The following is a 23501-nucleotide window of genomic DNA, read 5'->3' as shown; positions in this document are numbered from 1 at the left end:
TTTGCGGTTGATGTCGTTGTTGATGTTTTGCCGTTGATGTCGCTGGATCCCGTTTTCGTGTCGGTCTATCAGCGTTGCCCCTGTGCGGGGCGGCAGTGCTAGTAGACCACTAAGAAACCGGGATCCGGCAAAAAGCGCAAAGCTAACGAGCGCGACAAGCGAAGCAAGGAGAGACAAAACCCAATGGCAACGATCGAAAAGAACCTCGCAAGATACCCCAGCCTGCAAGGCAAAACAGTGCTGATAACCGGAGGCGCAACCGGCATCGGCGAAGGCTTCGTCGAACACTTCTTCGATCAGGGCGCGAAAGTCGCCTTCTTCGACATCGACACCGACGCTGGCGAAGCGCTCGCCGACCGCCTCGGCGCAGCCCTGCAAGAAGGCCAGACCCGCCCGATGTTCCTCAACGTCGACCTGACCGACATCGACGCACTCCGCAAAGGCATCGCCGATGTAAGAGCCGCCCTCGGGCCCATCAACGTGCTTGTCAACAACGCTGCCAACGACAAACGCCACGCAATCGAAGACGTCACGCCCGAGTCGTACGATGCAGGCATCGCGGTCAACATCCGCCATCAATTCTTCGCGGCGCAGGCCGTCATCGACGACATGAAGCGCGCGGGCGGCGGCTCGATCATCAATCTCGGCTCGATCAGCTGGATGCTCAAGCAAGGCAACTTCCCCGTCTACACGACGTCGAAATCGGCAGTGCAAGGCATGACGCGCGGCCTCGCGCGCGATCTCGGCAAATTCGGCATCCGCGTGAATACGCTCGTGCCGGGCTGGGTGATGACCGAGAAGCAAAAGCGTCTGTGGCTCGACGAGGCCGGCAAGGAAGCAATCAAGCAAGGCCAGTGCATCGACGGAGAACTGCTGCCCGCACACCTCGCGCGCGCGGCGCTCTTTCTAGCATCGGACGACAGCAAAATGATCACGGCGCAGGACATGATCGTCGACGGAGGATGGGCCTGATGAATCCGATGCGAGCGCAACTTCTCATCGACAGCCAGTGTTCGCTCGGCGAAGGCGCGACGTGGTGCGCCGCGAGCGGCCGCTTCTGGTGGACCGATATCGAAGGCAAGAAGCTGTGGCGCTACGATCCGCGCGACGGCGCGAGCGAATCGTTCGACATGCCCGAGCGGCTTGCGTGCTTCACGCCGTGCGCCGATGCGCGTTTCCTGCTGCTCGGCCTCGCATCGCGGCTCGCGTTCCATGAAATCGCGACGGGCAAGATCGAAACCATCATGGAAGTCGAAGCCGATCTGCCGACGCGCCTGAACGACGGCCGTTGCGACCGCGAAGGGCGATTCGTGTTCGGCACGAAACACGACGTGGACGATGCGCAACCGGTCGGCGCGTTTTATCGGCTGAATGCGGATCTGTCGCTGGAAAAGCTGCCGCTAGGGAATTGCGCGATCTCGAATAGCATCGGCTTCTCGCCCGATGGGGCGACGATGTACTACTGCGATTCGCCCACGCGTCAGATTCGCGTATGCGACTATCCGACCTTCGACAACGACCGCGTGTTCGTCGAGCTGACGGATGCGACCGGCGTGCCCGACGGCTCGATCGTCGATGCGGACGGCGGCTTGTGGAACGCGCAGTGGGGCGGCGCGCGCGTCGTGCGCTACGAAAGCGACGGCCGCGAGACGGCGCGCATCGACGTGCCGAGCGCGCAGCCGAGTTGCGCCGCGTTCGGCGGCGCGGACTTCGGCACGCTGTATGTGACGACGGCGCGCATCGGCCTCGGCGAAACAGACGCGCACGCAGGCGGCGTGTTCGTCGCGACGCCCGGTGCACGCGGCATCGCGGAAGCCGTATTTGCGGGCAAGGCGTAACCAGAACACGAGGCGGCGCGCGATCGACGCGCCGCCCGACCCATCCCGGCAACGCCGGGTTCTTCGCCTCTCGATGGAGCACGAGTCATGGCTGTCGCGCGAACAGAGCAAAGACCGAATCCTGCATCGATGTCCAAGGAACAGGCGAACGCCCGCCGTGCGCGGCTCGCCGCCGCCACCGAACCGCCGATCCGTCCCGGCCCGAGCACCGCGGTCGTCGCGATGGGCGGCGCCGATGTCGACGGCTGCATCACGCTCGCCAACGCGCATTTGCGGCTCGAACTGGCACCGTCGCTCGGCGGCGGCATCACGCGCTTCGACTGGCGGCACGAAGGCACGCTCGTGCCGATCTTCCGGCCGTGCGTCGCGCCGGGACCGGACACCGATCCGAATCAGCTCGCGTGCTATCCGCTTTTGCCGTATTCGAACCGCATCGGCAACGGACACTTTCAGTTTTCCGGACGCTCGATCGAGGTGCCGTGCAATCGCCCGGGCGAACCGCTGCCGCTGCACGGCGATGGCTGGCTCGGCGCGTGGGAAGTCGCGGATCAGGATTCCGCGCGCGTGCGTGTCACGCTCGATCGCAGCGGCGGCATGCCTTACGCGTTTCGCGCCGCGCAGACTTACACGCTCGACGAAGCGACGCTCGCCGTGACGCTCGATGTCGAAAATACCGGCGACGAAGCGCTGCCGTTCGGCCTCGGGCTGCATCCGTTCCTGATGCGCGAGGCGGACACGGAGTTGTCGGCGGCGGCGGGCGGCGTGTGGCTGTGCGGCGACGACTGGCTGCCTGTGCGGCATGTTCCGACGCCGCCCGCGTGGCAATTCGGCGTTGCGTATCCGATGCCATCGGAAATGGTCAACAACGCGTTCACCGGATGGAGCGGGCGCACGAGCGTGCTGTGGCCGAAGCGCCGCCTGTCGCTAACGATCGCCGCCGACACCGACTACTACGTCCTTTACGCGCCGCCCGGCGAAAGCTTTTTCTGCTTCGAGCCGGTCGATCATCCGATCAACGCGGTGAATCTGCCCGGCGGGGGGGAAGCGAACGGCATGACCGTGCTCAAACCGGGCGAACGCTTGTCGCGGGAATTCCGCTTCACCGTCGAGCGCACCGGGGAAGCGACGCGGCGCGGAAGGCCGCGCACGCGGGCAGGCGCGAAGGCGCGGGCACGGGACGCGGCGCGCTAAGCCGCGCCGGAAGACGCGACGGAAGATGACGCCACGCACGTTAAAATGCGTGGCATCGACGTTTTCAACATCTTCCCGCCATGTCCTTCATCGAATCGCTCAATGCCGCGTGGTCGCGGACTCAATCGCTTCTGTGCGTCGGCCTCGACCCGGAGCCGGCGAAGTTTCCCGGCGCACTCAACGGCCGCGCCGACGCGATCTTCGAGTTCTGCAAGACCATCGTCGATGCAACCGCGCCGTATGCATCGTCGTTCAAGCCGCAGATCGCGTACTTCGCGGCGCATCGCGCGGAAGATCAGCTCGAAGCGTTGATCGCGCATATCCACGAGAAGCACGCCGGCATTCCGGTGATTCTCGATGCGAAGCGCGGCGATATCGGCAGCACGGCCGAGCAGTACGCGAAGGAAGCGTTCGAGCGCTATCGGGCCGATGCCGTCACCGTGAATCCGTACATGGGCTTCGATTCGATCGAGCCGTATCTCGCGCATGAGGGCAAAGGCGTGATCGTGCTGTGCCGCACGTCGAACGCGGGCGGCTCCGATCTGCAATTTCTCACGACCGATGGCGAGCCGCTGTATCAGGTCGTCGCCAGGCTCGCGGCGGAAAAGTGGAATGACAAGGGCCAGTTGGGCCTCGTCGTCGGTGCGACGTTTCCGAAGGAAATCGAAACGGTACGCGGGATCGTCGGCGACATGCCGCTTCTGATTCCGGGCATCGGCGCCCAAGGCGGCGATGTCGAAGCAACCGTGCGCGCGGGCCGCACCGCGAACGGCACGGGCATGTTGATCAATTCGTCGCGCGCGATCATCTACGCCGGCAAGGGCGATCATTACGCGCAAGCCGCGGCCGAAGCCGCGAAGAAGACGCGCGATACGATCAATCAGTATCGGTGAGCGCGCGCTTCAACTATCGGCAATAGGCGCGAACAGCGCCTCGATGTCTTCGGCGGAGAACTTCTCCACCGCGCGCGCATCTTCGGACAGAATGCCCGCCGCGAGCGCTGCCTTTCGCCCCTGCATCTCCAGAATCTTTTCTTCGATGCTCCCGGCCGCGACGAGCTTGTACACGAACACCGGCTTTTCCTGGCCGATGCGGTGCGCGCGATCCGTCGCCTGATTCTCGGCCGCCGGATTCCACCACGGATCGTAATGAATGACGGTATCGGCCGCCGTCAGGTTCAGGCCGACGCCGCCCGCCTTCAGGCTGATCAGGAAGACCGGCGCTTCGCCCTCCTGGAAGCGCTGCACCGGCGTCTTGCGGTCAGCGGTGTCGCCCGTCAGCGTGACATACGCGAGACCGGCCTCGTCGAGCGCGGCGGCGATGATCGCGAGCATGCCCGTGAACTGCGAGAAAACGAGCACGCGCCGGCCTTCCTCGATGAGCGCCGGAAGCATCTCGAGCAACAGCGCGAGCTTGGCCGATCCCGCGGTTTTCGGCGCCCCCGGCAGCTTGACGAGCGACGGATCGCAGCACACTTGCCGCAGTTTCAGCAACGCGTCGAGCATCACGATATGGCTGCGTGCGAACCCCTGCTTCGAGATAGCGTCGCGCACCTTCTTCTGCATCGCGGCGCGCACGGTTTCATAGAGATCACGCTGTGCGTCTTCGAGTTCGACGCTGCGCACGATCATTGTCTTCGGCGGCAATTCCGTCGCGACTTCATCTTTGCGGCGGCGAAGCATGAACGGGCGAATCCGGCGCGCGAGCAGATCGCGGCGCATCGCGTCGTTCTGCTTTTCGATAGGCTTGCGCCAGCGAGAGGCGAACTCCTTTTTCGAGCCGAGAAAGCCGGGCAGCAGGAAATCGAACTGCGACCAAAGTTCGCCCAGATGATTCTCCAGCGGCGTCCCCGTGAGACAGAGCCGATGCCGCGCGCCCAACGTGCGAACCACGCCCGCCGCCTTGCTCGATGCGTTCTTCACGTAATGCGCTTCGTCGAGTATCAACAGGTGATAGTCGTGCTGCGACAGCGCTTCGTGATCGCGCCAGACGAGCGCATACGTCGTCACGACGAGGTCGTGCCGCGCAATTTCCGTGAAGCGTTCGTGACGCAACGGGCCATGCAGATCGAGCACTTTCAGCGAGGGCACGAAGCGGCGCGCTTCGTCTATCCAGTTGTTGACGAGCGTGGTCGGCACGACGATCAGCGCCGGGCTCGTGAGCCGGCCCGCCTCCTTCTCGACGAGTATGTGCGCGAGCGTCTGTATGGTCTTGCCGAGCCCCATGTCGTCCGCGAGCACGCCGGCGATATCGTGTTCGCGCAGGAATTGCATCCAGTCGACGCCCTCGCGCTGATAGTCACGCAGCGTCGCTTGAAGCCCGCGTGGGGCGTCGATGCGGCGCGTTCCCGCGACGTTGCGTAGCCGTTTCGCAAGTTCGATGACCGACGCGTCGCCATCGAATTGCCAGCGAAGCGTTTCGTCGGCGGCGGCGAGACGGCCGGCTTCGAGCGCCTGCAGCCGCAGTGACGCGTCGGCTTTCGGCTCGGCGCGGTCGAACAGGTCGATGAGCGCGCGCACGAGCGGCTTGATCCGCGCGGCGCGCAGCGCGAAGCGCCTGCCTTCGTGCGTGCGGAATTCGACGGCGTGCGCATCGTCGATGGCGTCGATCGCGCCGTTCAACCAGCGGCGATCCCGGGCGAAAAGTTCGGCGAGCAACGGTTCGAGGCGCACGCGCTCCGTCTCGACGAGGATGCCCAACTCGAGATCGAACCAGCCGTTTTCGGCGGCGCGCGCGGTCGCGTCGATTTGCTCGACCTCGACGACATCGAAGCGCGAATTGGGCGTGATCTCGATGCGCCAGCCGGCGTCGCGCAAAGCGGGAATGTCGTCGCTGACGAACGCCGGCCACGCGTCGCGCGCCGGCATGATGAAGCCGCCCGCATACGGTGAGTCGGCGCGGCTGACAGGCGCGCCGGAGACCGACTTCATCCCGCGTCCGAGCAGGCGTCCGGCGCATGCATCTTCGATATCGATCCGGCGCGCGATACGGACGAGCTCGCCGTCCGCGAGCCGCAAAAGAGCGTCGGGACTGTTCGCCCCGATCGTCACGCCGCCGTAGTCGAAATCGAGCAACGCGATGTCCAGTTCGGTCGCGGGCATATCCAGCCTGGCGGGTGCATCGAGCAACAGCGTATCGAGCGTGAGGACGGGCGCCGGCGTCGCGTCGATCGTGCGTATTCCGGTCTCGCCGTCGGAGGGCGGCGCGGGCAGATCGGGCGCGAATTCGGCGAGCGCGTTACGCACGGCGGCCGCTTCGTCGAGCGTGAGCACCGGCATCGACAGATAATCGGCGAGCAGTTCGTCCGAAATCGGTACGTCGATGGATCCGGTTTCGTTCGTAACGATGTCGATGTACAACGGCGGCTCGGTCGGCAATGTGACGTTCGATTCCGGCGACGTTTCGAGCGAGGCGAAGATCATGTCGTCGCCGTGCGGAATCCATTCGATGTTTCCGCTGCGCATCGCGCCTTCGCGCAACGGCTGTGCGAGTCGCGGATCCCGGATGTCCGGTTCGAAGTAGAGGCGGCCCGTCGCGAGCATCATCTGCCAGACGATCGCGCCGCGCTTGCCCTTGAGCGCGTAGTAGCCGCTTGAACCTCCGCGCTCGTTCCTGAGCGCACGGACGATGGGTTCATCTGCCGGCGTCACGAATTTCGGCGGATTGTTCCACTGGGCGTAATTTGGATACCACGCTTCGGTCGCGCGAATGTCGCCGTTGGTGCCGAGCCGCGCCTTCAGCATTGCGATCTCGAAAGGCAGCGCCCCGTACATGGACGGAACGAGCACATAGAGAATTTGGTAGTTTGCGCCTGTCGTGCGCCGGACCGCTGTCGCGCGTGCCCGACGCGTCGCCTCGACCTTCGCCCGAAAGCTGGAAAGCCACTGCTCGACCTCGAAACTCACGCCCGTTTGATCGGCTGCTTGCGTGCGATCCAGATAGGCGAGCAGCGTCGCCGCGACATGCTTGCATTCGTAACCGACGGGACAAGAGCAATAGCCGCGCGGCCGTTCTTCGCGGAAGGAAATCTCGACCGAGTACGGCTGTAGCTGCGTGCCGGGCACGCGCGCGCGCAGGATTTCGCCCGTCCAGCCGAGATCGCGCACCGCATTAACGTAGTCGAGCGCCTTGCCGAAGGTCTTCTGACCCATCCAGCGGGCCACCTGATCCTTGCTGAACGTGATGGAATCGGCCGGATTGTCGATGCGCTTGTTCATGCGATAGACGCTCGCTCAGCGCTCGCTCTGATCCATGAACTCCAGCAGCCTGCGCAAGGCATGCGCGGCGGCCTGCGTTCTGACCTGTTCGCGATCGCCCTTGAAATGCTGGGTCTCGATCTGCGTATTCAGACGATTGCTCCATCCGAAGCACACGGTTCCAACCGGCTTCGCCTCGCTGCCGCCCGCCGGTCCCGCCACGCCCGTAATCGATACCGAGACCTGCGCGCGGCTGTTGCGCAGCGCGCCTTCGGCCATGGCCTTCGCGACCGGCTCGCTGACCGCGCCGTGCTGTTCGATCAGCGTCGCGGGCACGCCGATCATCTCGATCTTCGCGAGATTCGAATACGTGACGAAGCCGCGCTCGAACCACGCGCTGCTGCCGGAAATATCGGTGATGGCGGTCGCGACCATGCCGCCCGTGCACGACTCAGCGGTGGCGAGCATCAGCCGTTCGGCGTGCAGCTTGTTGCCGACGCGAATCGCAAGTTGGTGAACGACGGTGTCGGTTGGCATGGCGGTGGTCCCGATGGATGGAAAAAATCAGAGGGTCATGCGCCAGAGCGCGATCACGAGCAGCGTGAAGAACGCCGCGACAAGATCATCGAACATGATGCCGAAACCGCCTTTCAACCGGCGATCGAAATACCGGATGGGCGGCGGCTTCACCATGTCGAAGAAGCGGAACACGACGAACGCCCACAATTGTCCGGTGAAGGTCGCGGGCGTGACGAGCAGCAGCACGAGCCAGAACGCGACGATCTCGTCCCACACGACCGGCGACGGATCGTTGGTGCCCATTTTCTTGGCCGTGAAGCCGGTGAACCAGCATCCCGCAATGAAGCCGGCGACGATCAGCGCGCCCCATTCCGCGACCGTCAGATGCGGATTGAACACGACGAACGACACCCATGCGAATAACGTGCCGACCGTGCCCGGCACGATGGGAGACAGTCCGCTGCCGAAGCCGAGCGAAAGAATATGAAGCGGATGGTCGAGCATGAAGCGAGCGCTCGCCCGGCGCGGCTTGCTGCGCGGCGCGGCCGGGTCGCCCGCTAGCGTGGGGTCAGTCTGCATGGAAATGATCGAAGCCTTGCAACGTCAGGGAGAGCGGGGCGCCCGACGCATCGCGCCAGGCGATTGCGGGCGCACCGGATGACTCGATTGTACCGATGCGCGTCAGCGGCACTTTCACGTCCGTCGCGATCTTGGCGAGCGCGTCGCGGGCATCGATGGGCGCGGTGAAGCAGAGCTCGTAGTCGTCGCCGCCCGCGAGCGTGCATTGTCGGCGCGCGGTTTCGGGCAGCGCGCGCACGGCATCGGAGCACGGCACGGCATCGGCATCGACGACCGCGCGCACGCCCGAACGCTTCAGGATGTGCATGAGATCGCCCGCGAGGCCATCGGAGATATCGAGCGCCGCGTGCGCCAAGCCGCGCAACGCCATGCCCAACGCGACGCGCGGTTCCGGGCGCTCCAGCGCGCGCCGCCAGGCGGAAGCTTCCGGCGCGGACCACTCGCCGCGAATCGCGCCGAGGCCCGCGCGCGCGTCGCCCAAGGTGCCGGATACGTAGATGTCGTCGCCGGGACGCGCCGCATCGCGACGCAATGCCGCACCCTGCGGCACGTCGCCGAACACCGTGATGCAGATGTTGAGCGGCCCGCTCGTCGTATCGCCGCCGACGAGCGCGCAATCGTGACCTTCCGCGAGCGCGAAGAGACCGTTGCTGAACGCTTCGAGCCAGGCTTCGTCGGCGCGCGGCAACGCGAGCGCGAGCGTGAACGCGTGCGGCTTCGCGCCCATCGCGGCGAGATCGGACAGGTTCACCGCGAGCGCCTTGTGACCGAGCGCGTACGGATCGACATCGGGAAAGAAGTGGCGCCCTTCGACCAGCATGTCCGTCGAAATGGCGAGCTGATGGCCAACCGGCGGCGCGATAAGCGCGCAGTCGTCGCCGATGCCGAGCGGCTTCGCGGCCTCCTCGTCATGACGCGGGGAAGGCGCCGTCGCGCGGCGTGCAAAGAAACGGTCGATCAGTGAAAACTCGGAGAGCATGCGTCGGCGCTTGAGGTTGATTGTTGCAATGCACGATGAAAAACACAGCGCGCCGAAACCGGCGCCGCATCTCGAAAACACTCGGCCGATGCCCGCGAAGGCTTGCCGGACGGACCGACCAGACGTTTTCCAGTCATGGCACTTGTAGCCGAAATGCATGGAGCGCGGTCCGAAACCGCGACTGATTGGCGCTACAATGCGTTCGAACTTCCATTCTAATTCCCGCACTGCTAGCCCGCCTTATGACGACTGACGCCAATACCAAGTTGCGCGAAGCTGCGCTCGACTATCACGAATTTCCGGTTCCCGGGAAGATCGCGATCGCCCCCACCAAGCAGATGATCAACCAGCGCGACCTCGCGCTGGCTTACTCGCCGGGCGTCGCGTTCGCGTGTGAAGCGATCGTCGAAGATCCGCTGAACGCCGCGCGCTTCACCGCGCGCAGCAATCTCGTCGGCGTCGTCAGCAATGGCACGGCCGTGCTGGGCCTCGGCAACATCGGGCCGCTCGCATCGAAGCCGGTGATGGAAGGCAAGGCCGTGCTCTTCAAGAAGTTCGCCGGCATCGACGTGTTCGATATCGAGCTGAACGAAAGCGATCCGCACAAGCTCGTCGACGTGATCGCCGCGCTCGAGCCGACTTTCGGCGGCATCAATCTGGAAGACATCAAGGCGCCGGACTGCTTCATCGTCGAACGCGAATGCCGCAAGCGCATGAAAATTCCCGTCTTCCACGACGATCAGCACGGCACGGCCATCGTCGTCGCGGCGGCGATCACGAACGGTCTGAAGGTGGTCGGCAAGAACATCGGCGAAGTGAAGCTCGTCGCGTCGGGTGCGGGCGCGGCGGCGCTGGCGTGCCTGAATCTGCTCGTCGATCTCGGCATGAAGCGCGAGAACATTTTCGTGACGGATCTGGCCGGCGTCGTCTACAAGGGCCGCACGGAGCTGATGGACCCGGACAAGGAGCTCTTCGCGCGCGAAACGAGCGCGCGCACGCTCGCCGAAGTGATCGAAGGCGCGGACGTGTTCCTCGGGCTTTCGGCCGGCGGCGTGCTCAAGCAGGACATGGTCAAGCAGATGGCCGCGAAGCCGCTGATTCTCGCGCTCGCGAATCCGACGCCGGAAATCCTGCCGGAACTCGCGCTCGAAGTGCGCCCGGACGCCGTGCTCGCCACCGGCCGCACGGATTATCCGAACCAGGTCAACAACGTTCTGTGCTTCCCGTTCATCTTCCGCGGCGCGCTCGATGTCGGCGCGACCGTCATCACGAAGGAAATGGAAATCGCTGCGGTGAACGCCATCGCGGAACTGGCGCGTCAGGAGCAGAGCGATATCGTCGCGACGGCTTATGGCATTCAGGATTTGTCGTTCGGCCCGGAATATCTGATTCCGAAGCCTTTCGATCCGCGTCTCATCGTGAAGATCGCGCCGGCCGTCGCGAAGGCGGCGATGGACAGCGGCGTGGCGACGCGTCCGATCGAGGACATGGAAGCGTACGAGCAGCATCTGCAGCAGTTCGTCTATCACAGCGGCACGACGATGAAGCCCGTGTTCCAGCTCGCGCGCAGCGTCGAGCCGGAGAAGAAGCGCATCGTGTTCGCGGAGGGCGAGGAAGAGCGCGTGCTGCGCGCGGTGCAGATCGCCGTCGATGAAAAGATCGCGAAGCCGATTCTCATCGGCCGTCCGGCGGTCATCCAGCAACGCATCCAGAAATTCGGCCTGCGTCTCGCGCCGGGCGTCGATTTCTCTGTGGTCGATACGGACCACGACGAGCGCTATCGCGATTTCTGGCAGACGTACGCGAAGATGATGGCGCGCAAAGGCATCAGCCAGCAGATGGCAAAGCTCGAAATGCGCCGCCGCACGACGCTGATCGGCGCGATGCTCGTGCAGAAGGGCGAAGCCGACGGCATGATCTGCGGCACGGTGAGCACGACGCATCGTCATCTGCACTTCATCGATCAGGTGATCGGAAAGAAGGAAGGCGCGAACGTGTACGCGGCAATGAACGCGCTCGTGCTGCCGGGGCGTCAGATTTTCATCGTCGATACGCACGTGAACGTCGATCCGACGCCCGAGCAGCTCGCCGAAATCACGATGCTCGCGGCGGAAGAAGTGAAGCGCTTCGGCATCGTGCCGAAGATCGCGCTCCTGTCGCATTCGAACTTCGGCACGAGCAACGCGCCGACCGCGCAGAAGATGCGCGACGTGCTCGCGATCCTCAAGGAACGCGCGCCCGATCTCGACGTCGACGGCGAAATGCACGGCGACGTGGCGCTCGATGCGCGTCTGCGCAAGGAAGTGCTGCCCGAATCGACGCTCGAAGGCGACGCGAACCTGCTGATCCTGCCGAACATCGACGCGGCGAACATCTCGTACAACCTGCTGAAGACGGCGGCGGGAAGCGGCATCGCGATCGGGCCGATCCTGCTCGGCGCGGCGAAGCCGGTTCACGTGCTCACTTCATCGGCGACGGTGCGGCGAATCGTCAACATGACGGCATTGCTGGTGGCGGATGCATCGGCGGCGCGCTGATCGCGGCTTGCTTTGACCAAGAACGCGGCGGGCTTTCCCGCCGCTTTTTTTGCGCAAAAAAAGCGTGCCGTGGACACACGGCACGCCGCGAAAAAAGCAAAGGAGTGTTTGCTTTACACGCAAAAAGCGGGATCGAACGGCAAGCGCGATGCCGCGAAGCTGGCGACGAGTGAGGCGGCTCGTCCAACGCTTCAGATCCACCGAGCAAATTATTATCCTGACTGGGATAAAAATCTCTCAGATTTCGGCTAATTCTTCGGATGATTACGTCATCAGAATTTGCGGGATCGCTCCAAACTGCGAAAAAATTTCCGATTTTCGGGCGAACGTTGCTTCGCCGTGTCATTAGCGATACCCTTACATCTTTCACGGTCGTGAATTCTGGTGTAACGCGAGGACAACCGTTTGGTGACACGCGCGAGGGCTCTTTCGTTTTTCGTCGCCTTGAGCGTCTTGTTGGGCGCGTGCGGCAAGGATGAACCTCGAAGCGGCGTTCAGGAGATGGTTGCTTCGGCGAGTCCGGCGCCCGTCTCGCCGGCCGAACCGGTCCGTGAAGCGCAGGTGCGGCAACCGCAAGCGACCGGCGAGCAGGAGCGCGACGGGCTGGCCACCGTCTACATTGCGCAGTTGCCCAAGCAGGCGGTCGCAACCTTGCGGCTGATCGAAGCGGGCGGCCCTTTCCCTTTCGAGAAGGACGGCGTCGTGTTCGGCAATCGCGAGCGTTTGCTTCCGCGGCATCCACGCGGCTACTACCACGAATACACCGTTCCCACGCCTCGCGCGCGGGATCGCGGCGCGCGCCGGATCGTGTGTGGCGGTCCGAAGAAGAAGCTCGACGATTGCTACTACACGGACGACCACTACGCCAGTTTCAAACGCATTGCGGATCAACTACGGGATTAACGGCATGAGCGACAACATCTACGCGCACGACCACAGCGTCGCGGGTGATCTTTTCGCCACCGGCGATGGCAACCTGTTCCAGCGAGTATTGCGGCTACGCATGACAGAACACGACAACAGACCCGACGACGAGACCAGGCCCGAGGAGCTCCATCCGCAAGAGGATTCGGAATCGCTGTTCGCAACCGTGCGGCCGAACATCGTGCAGTCGATTCGCGCGTTCCGGGTGCAGGATCTCGCGGACGAAGCGAACCGCCTCGGCCAGCATTTCCTGTACGCGTATCTCGGCCATGCGCAGAGCAAACAGGAAGTGCTCGAGACTATCGCTCTTTCGTTTCTCTTTCCCAAACACTTCGGCAAGAACTACGACGCGCTTTACGATTCGCTCACCGATCTCGTTCACAAGGCGGGCTCGCAACCGGGTTTCGTGATCGTGCTGGAACAACTGCCGATCGCGCAGAAGTTCGACAAGGAAGGCCGCGAAGTGCTGCTGGACGTATTCCGCGACGCGGCGGAATTCTGGGCGGAAAGGAAAGTGGCTTTCCGCGTGTTCTATTCGTTCGTCTGAGCATTCGAACCAAGGCCGGCGCAAAGCAGGAAAATAGCCCGATGGGTTTCCATGGGGCTATTTTTTTACCAGCCGCCCCAGCGCGCGGCCAGCGCCGCCAACACCGCAATGCCCGCCGTCTCCGTGCGCAGCACGCGCGGGCCGAGCCCGAGCGTGGAAAAACCCGCATCGACGATCGCGGTTTCTTCCGCGGGCGAAAAACCCGCTTCCGGCCCGATCAGCAAAGTGACGGGACTCGCCGGCGGATCGACGGGCAACGATGCGAAGCTGACTTCGGCGCGCGGCGAGAGAAGGAGGCGCAGTTCGCCGTCGATGGCGGCGGGCAGGTCGGCGAGCCAGGCGCCGAGATCGCGCGGCGGCGCAACCTCGGGCACGCGATTGCGCCCGCATTGCTCGCACGCCGCGCGCGTGAGCGCCTGCCAGTGCGCCTGACGACGCAATGCGCGCTCGCCGGCGAGACGCACGACGCCGCGCTCGGCCGTGATCGGCGCAATGCCCGAGACGCCGAGTTCCACCGCCTTCTCGATGAGCCAGTCCATCTTGTCGCCGCCCGCGACGCCTTGTGCGAGCGTCACGCGATACGGCGGCTCGGCTTCGCGATCGCTGTGTTCGTCGATGCGCGCGGTCGCCGCGCGTTTGGCGATATCGACGAGCTCGCCGCGATATTCGCCGCCGCGGCCATCGAAGAGTGTGATTGCATCGCCCGTTTGCAGACGCAGGACGTGCACATGACGCACGACGTCATCCGGAAGGGCGAAGGTTTGGCCTGCGCAGAGCGGGCCGTCGACATGAAAACGTGGCATGAGTGATTGATCGCGGACTCGGCCGTCCGCGGATAGTGAGAATGCCTGCGCGCTCAGCGCAGATGCCGCGCGATCGCCCAGCGATAGCCGTCCGGATCTTCGATCTGCGCGAAGCGGTCGCCCCAGAACTGATCCTGCGGCTCGATGAGCGCCTTCGCGCCGACTGCGAGCGCCTGATGGAACGTGGCGTCGACGTCATCGACGTATAAATAGAAGGACTGCGGCGCCATTTGCCCCGCGCTCTTCGGCGTGCGCGCCTGCGAACCGTACGCGCCTTCGGGCGCGAACATCACGATCAACTGCCCGCGATACGTCATCTCGACATGGATGACCGTGCCGTCGTCGTTGACGCTGTCGCGCACCGCGAAGCCTAGCGCTTTTTCATAAAACGCAATGCTCACGCGTGCGTCGCGCACGGTGAGATACGGAGTCAGCCAGGGCACGTCGGCGGGGCGAGGGTCGGTCATCGAAAGCACTCCTTGAAGCCTTGCTGCTGCACATTGGGAAGCATTTTGCCATGAAGCCGTACGATCAATGGACCGGCAAGGAACCTGCGCGATACGCCGCGCGCCGGACGGATTTCGCCAGATGAACGTCCGTTGACCGCGCGCGTTACCGTGTAAGGTCACGGATTGTCATGCTGCCGTGACAGTGCGGCGACGCGTGAAGTGCACGGAACATGCCCGCGCCCGGGACGTCCGGACGCACCGGATTTGCGCCCTTACAGACGCGTGTCAATCGGACCGGTCTGTTAGAATGATGGGCTTCCGATCCTCGTCGTTTCTCGTCGTTTCCAAGTCGTTCCGGTCCTGAAAACGTGGTGTGTGCGGGTCCGGCCCGAGTGAGAAGTACTGCAAGAGAAGCACCGCGGATCATTTCAGCACCTGCCCAGACTCGACATGACGATCCCGACCTCCAGCCAGACCGCCCTCATGGCCAACGCAATCCGCGCGCTCGCCATGGACGCCGTTCAACAAGCCAACTCCGGCCATCCCGGCATGCCGATGGGCATGGCGGAAATCGGCGTCGCGCTGTGGTCGCGCCATCTGAAGCACAATCCCGCGAATCCGCACTGGTTCGATCGCGACCGTTTCGTGTTGTCGAACGGTCACGGCTCGATGTTGCTGTATTCGCTGCTGCACCTCACCGGCTACGACCTGCCGACGAGCGAGCTCAAGAACTTCCGTCAACTGCATTCGAAGACGCCGGGCCATCCGGAATACGGCATCACGGCCGGCGTCGAGACGACCACGGGCCCGCTCGGCCAGGGCGTCGGCAATGCGGTCGGCATGGCGCTCGCCGAGGCGCTGCTCGCCGCCGAATTCAACAAGGCTGACGCGAAGATCGTCGATCACTACACGTACGTGTTCCTTGGCGACGGCTGCCTGATGGAAGGCATTTCGCACGAAGCCTGCTCGCTCGCGGGCACGCTCAAGCTCAACAAGCTGATCGCGCTGTACGACGACAACGGCATTTCCATCGACGGCCACGTCGAGCACTGGTTCCACGACGACACGCCGAAGCGCTTCGAAGCGTATGGCTGGAACGTGGTCCGCGCCGTGGACGGCCACAACGTCGATGCAGTCGATGCCGCTATCGCCGCCGCGAAGAAGTCGGACAAGCCGACGCTGATCTGCTGCCGCACGGTCATCGGCAAGGGCGCGCCGACGAAGGCGGGCGGTCACGACGCGCACGGCGCGCCGCTCGGCGACAAGGAAATCGCGGCGACGCGCGCGGCGATCGGCTGGAACTACGGTCCGTTCGAAATTCCGCAGGAAGTGTATGCGGCGTGGGACGCGAAGGAACAAGGCACGCACGCCGAAGCGGAATGGAACAAGGCGTTCGACGCCTATCGCGCGAAGTACGCGTCGGAAGCGAGCGAATTCACGCGCCGCATGAGCGGCGAGCTGCCGGCGAACTGGGCCGAAGCTGCCGCGAAGATCATCGAGGACGCGAATCAGAAGGCCGAAACTATCGCGACGCGCAAGGCCTCGCAGAACGCCATCGAAGGGCTGGCCGCGGCACTGCCGGAACTGCTCGGCGGCTCGGCCGACCTGACCGGCTCGAACCTCACCAACTGGAAGGCTTCCAAAGCCGTTCGCGCCGCAGGCGACGCTGAAAACGCGAATCCGGAACACGCGGGCATCCAGTGGGGCAATCACATCAACTACGGCGTGCGCGAGTTCGGCATGTCGGCTGCGATCAACGGCATCGCGCTGCATGGCGGCTATCGTCCGTTCGGCGGCACGTTCCTGACGTTCTCGGACTACAGCCGCAACGCGCTGCGCGTCGCCGCGCTGATGAAGTCGCGCTCGATCTTTGTGTTCACGCACGATTCCATCGGTCTCGGCGAAGACGGTCCGACGCACCAGTCGATCGAACATGTGTCGAGCCTGCGCCTGATCCCGAATCTGCAGACGTGGCGTCCGGCCGATACGGTGGAAACGGCGGTCGCGTGGACGCATTCGATCGCGCACAACGGCCCGTCGACGCTGATTTTCAGCCGCCAGAACCTGCAATTCTCTCCGCGCAACGACATTCAGATCGCCAACATCGCGAAGGGCGGCTACGTACTGCGCGACTGGAACGACGATATCCCCGCGCGCAAGATCATCCTCATCGCGACCGGCTCGGAAGTGCAGCTCGCGATGCAAGCCGTCGAGGCGCTGGCGAAGGAAGGCATCGGCGCGCGCGTCGTGTCGATGCCGTGCACGAACGTCTTCGACAAGCAGGACGCCGAGTATCGTGAGCGCGTGCTGCCGAAGGGCGTGGCGCGCGTGGCGATCGAAGCGGGCGTGACGGATTTCTGGCGCAAGTATGTGGGCCTCGAAGGCGGCGTGGTCGGCATCGACACGTTCGGCGAGTCGGCTCCGGCGGGCGCGCTGTTCAAGCATTTCGGCTTCACGGTGGAGCATGTTGTCGCGACGGCGAAGGCCGTCCTCGCCGCGCAGTAAAATTCGCGGTCAGCGAAGCAGGTTTTTTTAAGCCAAGGAGATAGACCATGACGATTCGCGTTGCAATCAACGGCTATGGCCGTATCGGCCGCAACACGCTGCGCGCCCTCTATGAAAACGGCAAGAAGCACGACATCGAGATCGTCGCCATCAACGACCTCGGCGATGCCAAGACCAACGCGCACCTGACGCAGTACGACACGGCGCACGGCAAGTTCCCGGGCGAAGTGTCGGTCGACGGCGATTACCTCGTCGTCAACGGCGACAAGATCCGCGTTCTGGCGAACCGCAACCCGGCCGAACTGCCGTGGGGCGAGCTGAAGGTCGACGTGGTGATGGAGTGCACCGGCTTCTTCACGACGAAGGAAAAGGCGAGCGCGCACATCAAGGGCGGCGCGAAGAAGGTCATCATCTCGGCGCCGGGCGGCAAGGACGTCGACGCGACCATCGTGTACGGCGTGAATCACAACGTGCTGAAGGCGTCGGACACGGTCATCTCGAACGCATCGTGCACGACGAACTGCCTCGCGCCGCTCGTCAAGCCGCTGAACGACAAGATCGGCCTGGTGAACGGTCTGATGACCACGATCCACGCCTACACGAACGACCAGGTTCTGACGGACGTGTACCACGAAGACCTGCGCCGCGCGCGCTCGGCCACGCACAGCCAGATCCCGACGAAGACGGGCGCTGCTTCGGCCGTCGGCCTCGTGCTGCCCGAGCTGAACGGCAAGCTGGATGGCTACGCGATCCGCGTCCCGACGATCAACGTGTCGGTCGTGGATCTGTCGTTCATCGCCGCGCGCGATACGACGGTCGAAGAGATCAACAAGATCATGAAGGAAGCGTCGGAAGGCGAACTGAAGGGCGTGCTCGGCTACAACGATGCGCCGCTGGTCTCGATCGACTACAACCACAACCCGGCTTCGTCGACGTTCGATTCGACGCTCACGAAGGTGTCGGGCCGTCTCGTGAAGGTGTCGAGCTGGTACGACAACGAATGGGGCTTCTCGAACCGCATGCTGGATACGGCGGTCGCCCTCGCGAACGCGAAGTAAGTTTCAGCCTGCTGAAACGACAGAGCCGCTCTTCGGAGCGGCTTTTTTTCGCCTCAAGCTTTGCTCGGAACGGGAAAATGCACGCCCGCGCGCTGCGCCGCGTTGACGATGTGACCTTCGATCGCGCGGCCGGCCTTCTCGCCGTCGCGCGCCTTCAGAGCCTCGATGATGACCGCGTGTTCGTGATACGTCGATAAAACCAGTTCGCGCCGATAGAACGGCAGCCGCTGGCTCTCCTTCATGATGTCGGCGCTGCCGCGCAGGATCGATTCGATCGCCGCATTGCCCGCGAGACTGACGATACGCATGTGAAACGCGAAGTCGAGTTGCGCGGCTTCTTCCAGCGCCGATTCCGTCAACGCGGCGTGCAGCGAGTCAAGATTGTCGTCGAGCCAGTCGATGTCCGCGTCGCCGATCGAATGCGCCGCGAGCCGCGCGACGAATCCCTCCAGCGCGAAGCGCATCTGATAGGTGTCGGGCAGCGACGCCTGATCCGCGAAGCGCCACGGATGTGCGTTGCTTGCCTGCGCACTGCTCACATACACGCCTTTGCCGGGCCGGATATGCAGCATGCCGAGCGCTTCGAGCGTCGAGAGCGCCTCGCGTAGCGACGCCCGGCTAATCGCCAATTCTTCCGATAGCTGCCGCTGCGCCGGAAGCAGACTCCCGACCGGATACATGCTCGATTCGATGCGCTCGCGAATGGTCGCGATGGCGGCGTCGGTCACGGTATGCGGGACGTTTTTCATAGGAAGAAAACTGAATTGGCCGGTCTGACCGCCATTGTATGCGCGTGCCGTGCGCACGTGTGAACGACCGTGTCGCGGCCATTTCCGTACCCGGCTGGAACAGGGTAAACCGCTACCAATGCTTCCTTGACGGCTCTATATCGGCTTCCTAATATTCCCCATCACAGCACTGGTCCGACCAGTCGGAACAGTTGCTCTGGTCCCGAGACATTACACGAGGAGACGGTCGTGTCGAGATTTCTGAATTCGCTGTTCGGCAGGGTGATGATCGCGCTGGTCATCGGCGTGGTGGTCGGCGCGCTGTTTCCGCATTTCGGCCAGTCGTTGCGGCCTTTGGGCGATGGTTTCCTGAAGCTCATCAAGATGGTGATCGGACCGATCGTGTTCTGCGTCGTCGTGAGCGGCATGGCGAGCGCGGGCGATCTGAAGAAAGTGGGACGCGTCGGACTGAAGGCGGTCGTCTACTTCGAGATCATGACGACGCTCGCACTTGTCATCGGCGCGCTGCTCGCATGGTTCACGCGGCCGGGCGTCGGCATGAACATCGATCTGCACTCGCTCAATGCCGCGTCGCTCGCGACCTACACGGAGCACGCAAAAAGCCTGAAGGACACCGCGGGCTTCCTGTTGAAGATCATCCCCGACACCGCGATCGACGCTTTCGCCAAAGGCGACATCCTGCAAGTGCTCGTGTTCGCGATCTTGTTCGGCTCGGCGCTCTCGATGCTCGGCGAAAAGGCACAGCGCGTGACGATTTTCATCGACGAGCTGTCGCATGTGTTTTTCCGCATCATGGCGTTCATCATCAAGCTCGCGCCGCTCGGCGTGCTCGGCGCGATCGCCTTCACGACCGGCCAGTACGGCGTCGCGTCGCTCAAGCAGCTCGGCCTGCTCGTGATTGTGTTCTACGCGAGCTGCTTCCTGTTCGTGTTCGTCGTGCTGGGTATCGTGATGCGCCTCGCGGGCTTCTCGATCTTCAAGCTCGTGCGCTATCTGCGCGAGGAATTGTCGATCGTGCTCGGCACCGCGTCGTCGGATGCCGTGCTGCCGCAGATCATGCGCAAGCTCGAATGGATGGGGGTGAAGGATTCGACCGTCGGTCTCGTGATTCCGACCGGCTACTCGTTCAACCTTGACGGCTTCTCGATCTATCTCACGCTCGCGGTGATCTTCATCGCGCAGGCGACCAACACGCCGCTGTCGATGCATGACCTGATCGTCGTCGTGCTCGTGTCGCTGGTGACGTCGAAGGGCGCGCACGGCATTCCCGGCTCCGCGATCGTGATTCTCGCCGCGACGCTCTCCGCCATTCCCGCCATTCCCGTGCTCGGCCTCGTGCTGATCCTGCCGGTCGACTGGTTCGTCGGCATCGCGCGCGCGGTGACGAATCTGATCGGCAACTGCGTGGCGACGGTGGTCGTCGGCGTCTGGGAGAACGACATCGACCGGGCGCGCGCCAAACGCGTGCTCGATCAGGACGCCGAGTATCGCTTCGTGCCCGCCGCGCCGCAATCGGAGCAAGGCGCGCACGGCAACGAACACGCACACGCGATCTGATTCGACGCAACCCGGGCATTGAAATGACCGACTGTCGCGACACGCACCTCGCGGAATCGCGCATCTTCGGAGGAATCGAATGAAAACATTGACGCTCGAACCCCTCACGCGCGAAGCCTTCGCCCCGTTCGGCGATGTCATCGAACTCGAAGGCGCGCGTCATTTCCCGATCAACGCGGGCACGACCGAGCGCTTTCACGATCTCGCGAACGTGGAAGTCGGCTTCGAAAGCGGAGGGCGGCCGCTTATCAACGTGTTTCGCGGCCAGCCGCGCCCGCAGCCGGTCGTGGTTTCGATGATGGAGCGCCATCCGCTCGGCAGTCAGGCTTTCGTGCCGCTCGCGGACGTGCGCTATCTCGTGGTCGTCGCGCCTGCGGGCGAGTTCGATGCGGCTGGTCTGCGGGCCTTTTACGCGCGCGGCTGGCAGGGCGTGAACTATGCGCGCGGCGTGTGGCATCACCCGCTGATCGTGCTCGACGAGCCGGGCGATTTCATCGTCGTCGATCGCGGCGGCGACTTGCCGAATTGCGACGAAATCGACCTCCCCGAACGTTATGCGCTGATCGAAGCGGCCGCGCGCGCAGCTTGATACAACATGCCGTAATCGAAATGCAATTGCGAATCGATAGCATGCGCATAACATGAAACGTACGGGCGAAACGAAACCGCCGTCCATCGCGAGATGAACGGCGGTTTTTTCATCCGCGCGCCCAAGAGCGGCGCGCGAACCTCAATGCTTGCGGTGCGGGCAGTTTTCCTTCGTGCATGCGCCGTACAGCGCGAGCGCATGCTCGTGGAGCTTGAAACCGCGTTCCTTAGCGATCGATTGCTGACGGCGTTCGATCTCCGCATCGAAGAACTCTTCGACCCGGCCGCAGTCGATGCACACGAGGTGATCGTGGTGCGATCCCTCGTTGAGCTCGAAGACGGCCTTGCCCGATTCGAAATTGCTTCGCGACAGCAGGCCGGCTTGCTCGAACTGCGTGAGCACGCGATAAACCGTCGCAAGACCGATATCGAGCTCTTCGTTGAGCAGGCTTCGATACACGTCTTCAGCGGTCAGATGGCGCACCGGACTGTGCTGGAAAATTTCGAGAATCTTGAGGCGGGGCAGGGTCGCCTTGAGCCCGATATTCTTGAGATCGGCGGGATTGGTCATGGCTAGGCATCCCTAGAGTACAATTCAAGGTTCTCATAGTAATGCGTTTTGCCAAATCCTGACATCCCAAGTGGCGTCAAGGCGTCAAGGTGAATTAGCTGAATGAGGGCCGAAATGAGTGCGGCCTTGAAGCGCCTCGCGTGAAAGGTGAAATGTTTTCCAAATATTTATCGAATTGCAGGGAGAGCCGTCGCATGCGGGGAACCGTAATAGCAGCAACCTTGGCCGCATTGCTCGCCGGCTGCTCGACGTACGACAGCGTCACGCAGAAAATCGCGCAAAGCATCACGCCGTACCGGATCACGGTTGTGCAAGGCAATTTCGTTTCGGCGGAAGCCGCGGCGCAGATGCAGGTCGGCATGTCGCGTGATCAGGTGAAGCAACTCCTCGGCACGCCGCTTCTGACGGACATGTTCCACGCCGATCGCTGGGACTACGTGTTCTATTTCAAGCGTGGGTCGACATCCGTCGTTCAGCAGCGTGACTTCGTCGTCAACTTCGCGAGCGATCGCGTCGTGAGCTGGTCGGGCGGCGAGAATCTGCCGTCGAACCTCGAACTGCTCGCCGAAATCGACGGCGACAAGGGCGTCAAGGTCGCGAAGCCTGCGACGCCGGCGGCGGCATCCGCGCCGGTGGCGTCGACCGCGGCGGTGACCGCGCCGGTCGGCGAGCCGTCGACGCAACCGAATACGGCAGCGGCATTTGCCGGCGATGCGAACCAGGAAGCCGCGCAGGCCGCGAACCGCGCAACGGCGCAAGTCGAAATGCCGACGGGGCGTCAGCGCTCCTCGGCGTTCAGCAGCGCGCCGACGAGCTCGGGCGGCGCGCCGGGTTCCACCAACAGTTCCGGCAGCAACTCGCAGATTCAGCTGCAGCGCCGCCCGCAGACGATCAACATTCCGGACAGCAGCGCGGTCGGTCCGGCGGGTTCGTCGCCGGCTCCGGCCAACGCAAGCGGCCAGGCGCAGTTCTATCTGCCGCAGCAAAGCCAGTAAGCAGTTCAGCCGCTCGAGGACGAAGCCGCGCCATGCGTCGACGCGGCGCCGCTTCATCCGCACAGCCCATTCGCATCATCCGTCGCGCGTGCCGCGCGCGATTCAACACGAGACTGCCATGAAGATCGCCATTGCCGGCGCGTCGGGCCGCATGGGCCGGATGCTGATCGAAACCGTCCTCAACGAGCCCGAAGCGCAACTCGCCGGCGCCCTCGACCGCCCCGGCGCGCCGCAGCTCGGACAGGACGCGGGCGCGTTCCTCGGCAAGACCACGGGCGTATTGCTGACGGACGACATCGAGCGCGTGTTCGCCGACGCCGACGTCCTCATCGACTTCACGCGTCCCGAAGGCACGATGGCGCATCTGGAAGCGGCGCTGCGGCACAACGTGAAGATGATCGTCGGCACGACCGGCTTTTCGGACGAGCAAAAGGCGCAACTGAAGCAGGCGGGCGAGAAGATCGGCGTCGTGTTCGCGCCGAACATGAGCGTCGGCGTGAACGTCACGTTGAAGCTGCTCGAATTCGCCGCGAAGCATTTCGCGACCGGCTACGACATCGAGATCATCGAGGCGCACCATCGTCATAAGGTGGATGCGCCGTCGGGCACCGCGCTCGGCATGGGCGAAGTGATCGCCAAGGCGCTCGGCCGCGATCTGAAGGACTGCGCCGTGTACGCGCGCGAAGGCGTGACCGGCGAGCGCGATCCGTCGACGATCGGCTTTTCCGCGATTCGCGGCGGCGATATCGTCGGCGATCACACGGTGCTCTTCGCGGGCATCGGCGAGCGCATCGAAATCACGCACAAGTCGGCGAGCCGTCTGTCGTACGCGCAGGGCGCGCTGCGCGCCGCGCGTTTCCTCGAAGGGCACGACAAGGGCTTCTTCGACATGCAGGACGTACTCGGCCTGCGCTGA

Annotated in this window: 22 protein-coding genes; 14 read left to right on the top strand and 8 right to left on the bottom strand. The window is 63.7% G+C overall.

The window, feature by feature from the left end; translation table 11 throughout:
• Positions 1-183 precede the first annotated feature (183 nt).
• The 4 genes from NCR93_RS11585 to pyrF all read left to right on the top strand — a co-directional run bounded on the left by NCR93_RS11585 (position 184) and on the right by pyrF (position 3922).
• Positions 184-972 (top strand): SDR family NAD(P)-dependent oxidoreductase, encoded by a 789-nt coding sequence (locus NCR93_RS11585; RefSeq protein WP_008342886.1) that lies wholly within the window; start codon positions 184-186, stop codon positions 970-972.
• Positions 963-1838 carry an SMP-30/gluconolactonase/LRE family protein gene (locus NCR93_RS11580; RefSeq protein WP_250519766.1) on the top strand — a complete coding sequence of 292 codons (876 nt, stop codon included), beginning with the start codon at positions 963-965 and terminating at the stop codon, positions 1836-1838. Before NCR93_RS11585 ends, NCR93_RS11580 begins: the two co-directional genes overlap by 10 nt.
• An 87-nt stretch (positions 1839-1925) precedes the next feature.
• A complete protein-coding gene (locus NCR93_RS11575) occupies positions 1926-3029 on the top strand; it encodes an aldose 1-epimerase (RefSeq protein ID WP_502799850.1) in 1104 nt (367 codons plus the stop codon).
• A gap of 80 nt (positions 3030-3109) precedes the next feature.
• Positions 3110-3922 carry an orotidine-5'-phosphate decarboxylase gene (gene pyrF, locus NCR93_RS11570; RefSeq protein WP_250478808.1) on the top strand — a complete coding sequence of 271 codons (813 nt, stop codon included), beginning with the start codon at positions 3110-3112 and terminating at the stop codon, positions 3920-3922.
• A 9-nt stretch (positions 3923-3931) separates the two neighbouring features.
• On the opposite strand, the gene NCR93_RS11565 is transcribed toward pyrF, so the two are convergent.
• Genes NCR93_RS11565 through thiL form a run of 4 tightly spaced genes read right to left on the bottom strand, consistent with a single transcriptional unit; the run spans position 3932 to position 9302 of the window.
• Positions 3932-7246, bottom strand: a complete 3315-nt coding sequence (locus NCR93_RS11565; RefSeq protein WP_250532229.1) for a DEAD/DEAH box helicase — start codon at positions 7244-7246, stop codon at positions 3932-3934.
• A gap of 15 nt (positions 7247-7261) precedes the next feature.
• Positions 7262-7762 (bottom strand): CinA family protein, encoded by a 501-nt coding sequence (locus tag NCR93_RS11560; protein ID WP_008342881.1) that lies wholly within the window; start codon positions 7760-7762, stop codon positions 7262-7264.
• 27 nt (positions 7763-7789) lie between these two features.
• The gene (locus NCR93_RS11555; RefSeq protein WP_008342880.1) at positions 7790-8323 is read right to left on the bottom strand and encodes a phosphatidylglycerophosphatase A family protein; all 534 of its coding nucleotides are present in this window, start codon (positions 8321-8323) and stop codon (positions 7790-7792) included.
• Positions 8313-9302: a thiamine-phosphate kinase gene (gene thiL / locus NCR93_RS11550; protein ID WP_250532228.1), complete on the bottom strand. Its 990-nt coding sequence runs from the start codon at positions 9300-9302 to the stop codon at positions 8313-8315. Before thiL ends, NCR93_RS11555 begins: the two co-directional genes overlap by 11 nt.
• 242 nt (positions 9303-9544) lie before the next feature.
• On the opposite strand from thiL, the gene NCR93_RS11545 reads away from it, so the two are divergent.
• From NCR93_RS11545 to NCR93_RS11530, 4 genes are all read left to right on the top strand, one after another.
• A complete protein-coding gene (locus NCR93_RS11545) occupies positions 9545-11839 on the top strand; it encodes an NADP-dependent malic enzyme (protein ID WP_008342878.1) in 2295 nt (764 codons plus the stop codon).
• Positions 11840-11851: 12 nt separating this feature from the next.
• Positions 11852-12091, top strand: a complete 240-nt coding sequence (locus tag NCR93_RS11540) for a hypothetical protein (protein WP_250532227.1) — start codon at positions 11852-11854, stop codon at positions 12089-12091.
• Positions 12092-12247: 156 nt separating this feature from the next.
• The gene (locus tag NCR93_RS11535; protein ID WP_033537314.1) at positions 12248-12742 is read left to right on the top strand and encodes a guanyl-specific ribonuclease; all 495 of its coding nucleotides are present in this window, start codon (positions 12248-12250) and stop codon (positions 12740-12742) included.
• Between the two features lie 4 nt (positions 12743-12746).
• A complete protein-coding gene (locus NCR93_RS11530; RefSeq protein ID WP_008342876.1) occupies positions 12747-13310 on the top strand; it encodes a barstar family protein in 564 nt (187 codons plus the stop codon).
• A 65-nt stretch (positions 13311-13375) separates the two neighbouring features.
• On the opposite strand, the gene NCR93_RS11525 is transcribed toward NCR93_RS11530, so the two are convergent.
• Both NCR93_RS11525 and NCR93_RS11520 read right to left on the bottom strand, forming a co-directional pair.
• On the bottom strand, positions 13376-14113 hold the full coding sequence (locus NCR93_RS11525; RefSeq protein WP_008342875.1) for a 16S rRNA (uracil(1498)-N(3))-methyltransferase: 738 nt from the start codon (positions 14111-14113) through the stop codon (positions 13376-13378).
• 53 nt (positions 14114-14166) lie between these two features.
• On the bottom strand, positions 14167-14580 hold the full coding sequence (locus tag NCR93_RS11520) for a VOC family protein (RefSeq protein ID WP_008342874.1): 414 nt from the start codon (positions 14578-14580) through the stop codon (positions 14167-14169).
• 432 nt (positions 14581-15012) lie between these two features.
• Here NCR93_RS11520 and tkt point away from each other — a divergent pair, with 432 nt between their 5' ends.
• Positions 15013-17067 carry a transketolase gene (tkt, locus tag NCR93_RS11515; protein WP_250532226.1) on the top strand — a complete coding sequence of 685 codons (2055 nt, stop codon included), beginning with the start codon at positions 15013-15015 and terminating at the stop codon, positions 17065-17067.
• A gap of 47 nt (positions 17068-17114) precedes the next feature.
• Complete coding sequence (gap, locus tag NCR93_RS11510) at positions 17115-18125, top strand: type I glyceraldehyde-3-phosphate dehydrogenase (protein ID WP_008342872.1); 1011 nt, start codon at positions 17115-17117, stop codon at positions 18123-18125.
• 53 nt (positions 18126-18178) lie between these two features.
• On the opposite strand, the gene NCR93_RS11505 is transcribed toward gap, so the two are convergent.
• Positions 18179-18874, bottom strand: coding sequence for a FadR/GntR family transcriptional regulator (locus NCR93_RS11505; protein WP_034471690.1), 696 nt, complete (start codon positions 18872-18874; stop codon positions 18179-18181).
• A 228-nt stretch (positions 18875-19102) separates the two neighbouring features.
• On the opposite strand from NCR93_RS11505, the gene NCR93_RS11500 reads away from it, so the two are divergent.
• Positions 19103-20431 carry a C4-dicarboxylate transporter DctA gene (locus NCR93_RS11500; protein ID WP_008342869.1) on the top strand — a complete coding sequence of 443 codons (1329 nt, stop codon included), beginning with the start codon at positions 19103-19105 and terminating at the stop codon, positions 20429-20431.
• 79 nt (positions 20432-20510) lie between these two features.
• A complete protein-coding gene (locus NCR93_RS11495) occupies positions 20511-21020 on the top strand; it encodes an ureidoglycolate lyase (protein ID WP_008342867.1) in 510 nt (169 codons plus the stop codon).
• A 141-nt stretch (positions 21021-21161) separates the two neighbouring features.
• Here the strand turns inward: NCR93_RS11495 and fur are convergent, their stop codons facing one another.
• Positions 21162-21590 carry a ferric iron uptake transcriptional regulator gene (gene fur / locus NCR93_RS11490; RefSeq protein WP_008342866.1) on the bottom strand — a complete coding sequence of 143 codons (429 nt, stop codon included), beginning with the start codon at positions 21588-21590 and terminating at the stop codon, positions 21162-21164.
• A gap of 194 nt (positions 21591-21784) precedes the next feature.
• Here fur and NCR93_RS11485 point away from each other — a divergent pair, with 194 nt between their 5' ends.
• Both NCR93_RS11485 and dapB read left to right on the top strand, forming a co-directional pair.
• Complete coding sequence (locus NCR93_RS11485; protein WP_033537302.1) at positions 21785-22585, top strand: outer membrane protein assembly factor BamE; 801 nt, start codon at positions 21785-21787, stop codon at positions 22583-22585.
• A 118-nt stretch (positions 22586-22703) separates the two neighbouring features.
• Complete coding sequence (dapB, locus tag NCR93_RS11480) at positions 22704-23501, top strand: 4-hydroxy-tetrahydrodipicolinate reductase (protein ID WP_250478804.1); 798 nt, start codon at positions 22704-22706, stop codon at positions 23499-23501.

The sequence above is a fragment of the Caballeronia sp. ATUFL_F1_KS39 genome, from assembly GCF_023630985.1.
Taxonomy (GTDB): Bacteria; Pseudomonadota; Gammaproteobacteria; order Burkholderiales; family Burkholderiaceae; genus Caballeronia; species Caballeronia zhejiangensis.
This window is presented reverse-complemented; position numbering and strand designations above follow the sequence as displayed.

Excerpts from the sequence above, each read along its gene's own strand:
- NCR93_RS11585 (WP_008342886.1), top strand. The coding sequence starts at position 184 with ATGGCAACGATCGAAAAGAACCTCGCAAGATACCCCAGCCTGCAAGGC.
- NCR93_RS11580 (WP_250519766.1), top strand. The coding sequence starts at position 963 with ATGGGCCTGATGAATCCGATGCGAGCGCAACTTCTCATCGACAGCCAG.
- NCR93_RS11575 (WP_502799850.1), top strand. The coding sequence starts at position 1,926 with ATGGCTGTCGCGCGAACAGAGCAAAGACCGAATCCTGCATCGATGTCC.
- pyrF (WP_250478808.1), top strand. The coding sequence starts at position 3,110 with ATGTCCTTCATCGAATCGCTCAATGCCGCGTGGTCGCGGACTCAATCG.
- NCR93_RS11565 (WP_250532229.1), bottom strand. The coding sequence starts at position 7,246 with ATGAACAAGCGCATCGACAATCCGGCCGATTCCATCACGTTCAGCAAG.
- NCR93_RS11560 (WP_008342881.1), bottom strand. The coding sequence starts at position 7,762 with ATGCCAACCGACACCGTCGTTCACCAACTTGCGATTCGCGTCGGCAAC.
- NCR93_RS11555 (WP_008342880.1), bottom strand. The coding sequence starts at position 8,323 with ATGCAGACTGACCCCACGCTAGCGGGCGACCCGGCCGCGCCGCGCAGC.
- thiL (WP_250532228.1), bottom strand. The coding sequence starts at position 9,302 with ATGCTCTCCGAGTTTTCACTGATCGACCGTTTCTTTGCACGCCGCGCG.
- NCR93_RS11545 (WP_008342878.1), top strand. The coding sequence starts at position 9,545 with ATGACGACTGACGCCAATACCAAGTTGCGCGAAGCTGCGCTCGACTAT.
- NCR93_RS11530 (WP_008342876.1), top strand. The coding sequence starts at position 12,747 with ATGAGCGACAACATCTACGCGCACGACCACAGCGTCGCGGGTGATCTT.
- NCR93_RS11525 (WP_008342875.1), bottom strand. The coding sequence starts at position 14,113 with ATGCCACGTTTTCATGTCGACGGCCCGCTCTGCGCAGGCCAAACCTTC.
- NCR93_RS11520 (WP_008342874.1), bottom strand. The coding sequence starts at position 14,580 with ATGACCGACCCTCGCCCCGCCGACGTGCCCTGGCTGACTCCGTATCTC.
- tkt (WP_250532226.1), top strand. The coding sequence starts at position 15,013 with ATGACGATCCCGACCTCCAGCCAGACCGCCCTCATGGCCAACGCAATC.
- gap (WP_008342872.1), top strand. The coding sequence starts at position 17,115 with ATGACGATTCGCGTTGCAATCAACGGCTATGGCCGTATCGGCCGCAAC.
- NCR93_RS11505 (WP_034471690.1), bottom strand. The coding sequence starts at position 18,874 with ATGAAAAACGTCCCGCATACCGTGACCGACGCCGCCATCGCGACCATT.
- NCR93_RS11495 (WP_008342867.1), top strand. The coding sequence starts at position 20,511 with ATGAAAACATTGACGCTCGAACCCCTCACGCGCGAAGCCTTCGCCCCG.
- fur (WP_008342866.1), bottom strand. The coding sequence starts at position 21,590 with ATGACCAATCCCGCCGATCTCAAGAATATCGGGCTCAAGGCGACCCTG.
- NCR93_RS11485 (WP_033537302.1), top strand. The coding sequence starts at position 21,785 with ATGCGGGGAACCGTAATAGCAGCAACCTTGGCCGCATTGCTCGCCGGC.
- dapB (WP_250478804.1), top strand. The coding sequence starts at position 22,704 with ATGAAGATCGCCATTGCCGGCGCGTCGGGCCGCATGGGCCGGATGCTG.